At 62.5% G+C, this 3,955-nt stretch carries 7 protein-coding genes; 6 read left to right on the top strand and 1 reads right to left on the bottom strand.

The window, feature by feature from the left end:
* Positions 1-242 precede the first annotated feature (242 nt).
* The 3 genes from LKE08_RS05160 to LKE08_RS05170 all read left to right on the top strand — a co-directional run bounded on the left by LKE08_RS05160 (position 243) and on the right by LKE08_RS05170 (position 1,197).
* Positions 243-587 carry a DUF5674 family protein gene (locus tag LKE08_RS05160; RefSeq protein ID WP_324703127.1) on the top strand — a complete coding sequence of 115 codons (345 nt, stop codon included), beginning with the start codon at positions 243-245 and terminating at the stop codon, positions 585-587.
* Complete coding sequence (locus tag LKE08_RS05165) at positions 584-934, top strand: hypothetical protein (RefSeq protein WP_324703128.1); 351 nt, start codon at positions 584-586, stop codon at positions 932-934. Before LKE08_RS05160 ends, LKE08_RS05165 begins: the two co-directional genes overlap by 4 nt.
* Before the next feature lie 68 nt (positions 935-1,002).
* The gene (locus LKE08_RS05170) at positions 1,003-1,197 is read left to right on the top strand and encodes a hypothetical protein (protein WP_324703129.1); all 195 of its coding nucleotides are present in this window, start codon (positions 1,003-1,005) and stop codon (positions 1,195-1,197) included.
* Positions 1,198-1,340: 143 nt separating this feature from the next.
* Here LKE08_RS05170 and LKE08_RS05175 read toward each other — a convergent pair whose 3' ends face one another.
* Complete coding sequence (locus LKE08_RS05175) at positions 1,341-1,712, bottom strand: HNH endonuclease (RefSeq protein ID WP_324703130.1); 372 nt, start codon at positions 1,710-1,712, stop codon at positions 1,341-1,343.
* Between the two features lie 59 nt (positions 1,713-1,771).
* On the opposite strand from LKE08_RS05175, the gene LKE08_RS05180 reads away from it, so the two are divergent.
* The 3 genes from LKE08_RS05180 (at position 1,772) to LKE08_RS05190 (ending at position 3,917) form a co-directional block, all read left to right on the top strand.
* Complete coding sequence (locus LKE08_RS05180) at positions 1,772-2,857, top strand: ParB N-terminal domain-containing protein (protein ID WP_324703131.1); 1,086 nt, start codon at positions 1,772-1,774, stop codon at positions 2,855-2,857.
* A 60-nt stretch (positions 2,858-2,917) separates the two neighbouring features.
* The gene (locus tag LKE08_RS05185; protein WP_324703132.1) at positions 2,918-3,598 is read left to right on the top strand and encodes a site-specific integrase; all 681 of its coding nucleotides are present in this window, start codon (positions 2,918-2,920) and stop codon (positions 3,596-3,598) included.
* Positions 3,599-3,677: 79 nt separating this feature from the next.
* Positions 3,678-3,917, top strand: coding sequence for a hypothetical protein (locus tag LKE08_RS05190; protein WP_324703133.1), 240 nt, complete (start codon positions 3,678-3,680; stop codon positions 3,915-3,917).
* Positions 3,918-3,955: the final 38 nt, after the last annotated feature.

Here is a 3,955-nt window from a genome sequence, read left to right on the forward strand (position 1 = left end):
ATTTCTCTCTCCTCTCTCCTCTCTCCTCTTTTCTCCCGACCATCATTTTTGTAACCACACGAGCGCTCTTTGCTATACTTGCCGAGTCGTGCAGACCATAGCGCTGAATTTGAACGGACAAACCCAATTTAAGACGGGCATTTCAGATTCGGAATTGCTGCGGTTTATCCCTTCGCAAGCGCACGTCTTTTCCCGCTGACGCGATGCGGGTTTAGAAGTGAAAATTGCAGGGGAAAATGACGATGATTTGTTTAATCAAAGAACCGGCAACGGACGAACAAATTCAGGCAATGTCCCAGGCCTGTGGCAGGTATATTAAACTGGCGGTAGATATCGAACGGGGAATGTTGGCGGGTGGGGGGGAACTCCACGCCGACTGCGAAGCCGTACTGTTGGAGGTGGGGAGCCGGCAGGTCGATGTCTGGGGCGCCGACTGGTATCCCGCCGAACGAGAAGTCGGATACGAATCGCTCATCAACATCCGCCCCCGCCAGAATAACCGCTCGATGGAAATTCAAGACCCCGCCATCCGGCGACGGGTTGCCGAGGTGGTCAGACGTTTATTGGACAGAACAGGACTGCAATGAAAGATTACTCGTCTCTGAAAGACCGCTACTTGAGGGATGCGCTACCCATCCGCCTGGGCAACTTGGCTTCCAACTTAGCCCGCATTAAGTCTCGCCTCTCGACGGTCGCCCATTCCGATATCGCGGACGATTTGCTGAGGGAGAGCCAGTTCTTCATCGAGTGGACGGCGGCGGACGCGGATGCGGACGTGGCGGCTCAGTTGGCGGCGTTGCAGGTCGAACTGGCCCGGTGGCGGCTCCGCCTGGGTCGGGCGGGGGATGATGCCGACGAACGGCGGCGGATCTCCGAGGCTTCCGGCATTTGGTCGGAGCGGGTGCTGGATTGGTCGGGTTTGTTGACTGGGTAGCGCGGCGGATGGACTGATGTGGCGCCCTGGCAATATCATCATTTCAGATTGCAGAGGAGGGCGGCGGCTTGACCGAACCGAAAATTATTTATTATTGGCCGGACGGGGAATGGGAGGGCAGTTGGCGATTCGCGGACAAAGACGGCCCGCCAGACGACGAGCCGGGATACCGGGAAATTGAACTGATGCCCGGTGAGTCTGTAGAGATTGAAGGGGATTACCTCACCCTCAGCGAGTGCGGCACATACCTGATGTTCGGGTGATGATAAACTCGGCAACTGAATCGACGGAGGGCGATCGCTTGACTTCCCCGACAACACCGCACACGCCTGTACTTCAGATATCACGAAAAGCCCCCGCCGCATCACTCCATCCCATCGCCTCGCAGTCGAACCCAGACGGACACTCACTCAGCATCTCTCGATCCTCCCCTCATATTTTCTCGCATCCGCGCCCCCCGCCCGGTTTCCTCCCCGCCGTCGGGGGTCAGGCACAGCGACAGTTGCCCCGGCGCGACGTTTCCCCGGCGGTACTGGTGATAGCCGAGGTGACAGCCCGCGCACAGGGCGACCAGGTTCTCGGGGCGGTTGTCCTCGGGCTTGAAGTTGCGGTGGTGGACGTTCATCGTCCGGGACTTGCGCTCTTTGGCGGACAGGTGCGGCGTTTCCTCTCCGGGTTTGATGCACTGCCTGCCGCACTTCCGGCAGCGCCAACCCGCCGCCTCCTTCACGGCGGCGGACAGTTCGGGCCAGTTGTCGGGGTAGCGATCGCGGTACATCGAACTCGGTGCGGGGTGACTTTCATTCTACGCGAGAAACGCCCGTCCGGGGGGATACAATGATTCCCACCGCGCCCGTAGAGCCAATGAGAGCGATCGCCTTCGTCCGCCCCCAAGACCTGAAACCCCATCCCCGCTACGCCGGGATTTACGGCGACATCGATGCCGGGGAACTGACCGAGCAGATCCGCGCCTCGGGGTGGATGCGCCCCCTGACCGTCACGCCCGAGCACGTCATCATCGGCGGACACCGGCGGTGGAAGGCGGCGTTGGCGTTGGGCTGGCCGGAAGTTCCCGTGGCGGTCCACCCCTTCCGCGATCGCACGGCCGAACTCGAAGCCATGCTGGGAGAGAACGCCGTCCGCGACAAGACCCGAGAGCAGAAGGTGCGGGAAGCCAATGCCTGGAAGCCCATCGAAACCGAGAAAGCCAAAGAACGACAGCTCGCCGGGGTGTCCCTGTCGGACGGCGACCCCTTCTCTCGTTCTAGGGGAAACGTCCGCGATATCGTCGCCAAGCGGGTGGGGTTGGGTTCGGGTGTCACCTACGCGAAAGCCGCCAAGGTGGTGAGGCGGATCGACGCCGAACTCAAAGCCGGGAATGCCAAAGCCGCCGAGGGGTGGCGCGTCGCCCTCAACCGGGGCAGCGTCCAAGGGGCGTATTCCTTGTTGAAACTGCCCAAAGCCCGGCGGGTGAAAGTCCTCGATCGCCTCGCCGACGGGAGGGCGACGAGCGTCCGGGATGCCCTGGAACAGATTCAAACCGAGGTGCGGCAGGGCGGGCGCCGCCGCTTCGCCGTGGGGGAATGGGTCATCCTCGCCCTGGACGAGGGGTTCATCTTCAGCGCCGAGGAACGCCGCTGGAATGGCTGCTGGGGGCGGGTGGAAGCCGTCGAACGCGGAACGGTGCGGGTCAACTTCGGCTCGGACACCCTGACCCTGTACGGCGGGGATTTGCGGCCCGTCGAGGCGTCGCCGGAGTGGGAGGCGATCGCCGTCCGCGTCCTGAACCTGCGGGGACTCGACGTGGAATTCTCCCCGGTGGAGTCGGCGATACTCGATGCCCTCCAGCGGCAGCTCGAAGTGAATCCGGGGGATGCCGCCTACCTGGATTGCTTGGAGCGTCGGGAAAGCGATACCCCGTGAAAAATGTTGCGGGGGGGCGAACTTCCCCGACATCCCCCCGTGGGCGTACACTTGTGGAGTATGCGTGGAATTGCGGCGATGAAAGTCAACCGGCACGGCAAGGCGAAGATCCTCACCCCCGAGGAGATAAGGCTCCTGTTCAATCGAGGGCTGACCAATTTGCGCGATCGCGCCCTGTTCGCGGTCTGCCTGTTCTGCGCCGTGAGGATCAACGAAGCCTGCACCCTCCACACCAAAGATGTCTACGACCGCAGGCGGCGGGTGAGGGAGGCGCTGACGTTCCGCAAGTGCAACACCAAACGGAAGCTCTCCACCCGCACCATTCCGGTGGCGGACGAACTGCGGCGCTACCTGGAGGCGTACCGCAAAGAAGCCGGACCCAACTGGCTGTTCCCGGGCGGCCCCTATCGCAACTGGGACCGGCCCATCTGCCCCGACTCCGCCAGCCGGATTCTCCGGGAGACGATGGAGGCTCTGGATATCCAGGGGTCGTCCACCCAGTCCTTCCGGAGAACGGCCCTGACCCTGATGAGCGATCGCGGCGTACCGCTGCGGGTGATCCAGGAGATATCGGGACACCGCAGCCTCCAGCAGCTCCAGGAGTATCTGGAGGTGACACCCGAACAGGTGAGGGGGGCCGTCCACAATTTGAGTTTGCTGTCGCCGGTGGCGCCTTTGGACGGGTCCGGCGCGGCGGCCGGGGATGACATCGGGCAAATGACGCCGACCCGGCCGGGGTAGATCGCATCGCCGGGGCGATCGATGGAACCGCCATCAGCCGCCGGGTGTTTAATGGAAATGGAATTTGCCGGGAGCGACGATGGGACGAACTGCCAATTCCGGAAGCGACCCGCCCTCCGAACCGATCCGAATCCGCCTGATGGCCGGGCGGGACAAGTGCGCGGCGGTCGCCGAACAAATTGCCGCACTGATGAGGGCGAACGGCTACGAACTGTTGGAGAAGTCGGAACCCTACCCGTGCCGCCCGCCCAAGGGCAACGACGACCGCATCTATCTCACCTTCATCGAACGGGCGGGGGAGACGGGCGACGGCGAATAGCCGCCAATGCTCGGAAATCAATCGACATCAACAAACGT

This window comes from Lyngbya sp. CCY1209 (assembly GCF_035615495.1).
Classification (GTDB): Bacteria; Cyanobacteriota; Cyanobacteriia; order Cyanobacteriales; family Microcoleaceae; genus Limnospira.

Bases quoted from the DNA above. Each gene is read 5' to 3' on its own strand.
- LKE08_RS05160 (WP_324703127.1), top strand. From the start codon at position 243: ATGATTTGTTTAATCAAAGAACCGGCAACGGACGAACAAATTCAGGCA.
- LKE08_RS05165 (WP_324703128.1), top strand. From the start codon at position 584: ATGAAAGATTACTCGTCTCTGAAAGACCGCTACTTGAGGGATGCGCTA.
- LKE08_RS05175 (WP_324703130.1), bottom strand. From the start codon at position 1,712: ATGTACCGCGATCGCTACCCCGACAACTGGCCCGAACTGTCCGCCGCC.
- LKE08_RS05180 (WP_324703131.1), top strand. From the start codon at position 1,772: ATGATTCCCACCGCGCCCGTAGAGCCAATGAGAGCGATCGCCTTCGTC.
- LKE08_RS05185 (WP_324703132.1), top strand. From the start codon at position 2,918: ATGCGTGGAATTGCGGCGATGAAAGTCAACCGGCACGGCAAGGCGAAG.
- LKE08_RS05190 (WP_324703133.1), top strand. From the start codon at position 3,678: ATGGGACGAACTGCCAATTCCGGAAGCGACCCGCCCTCCGAACCGATC.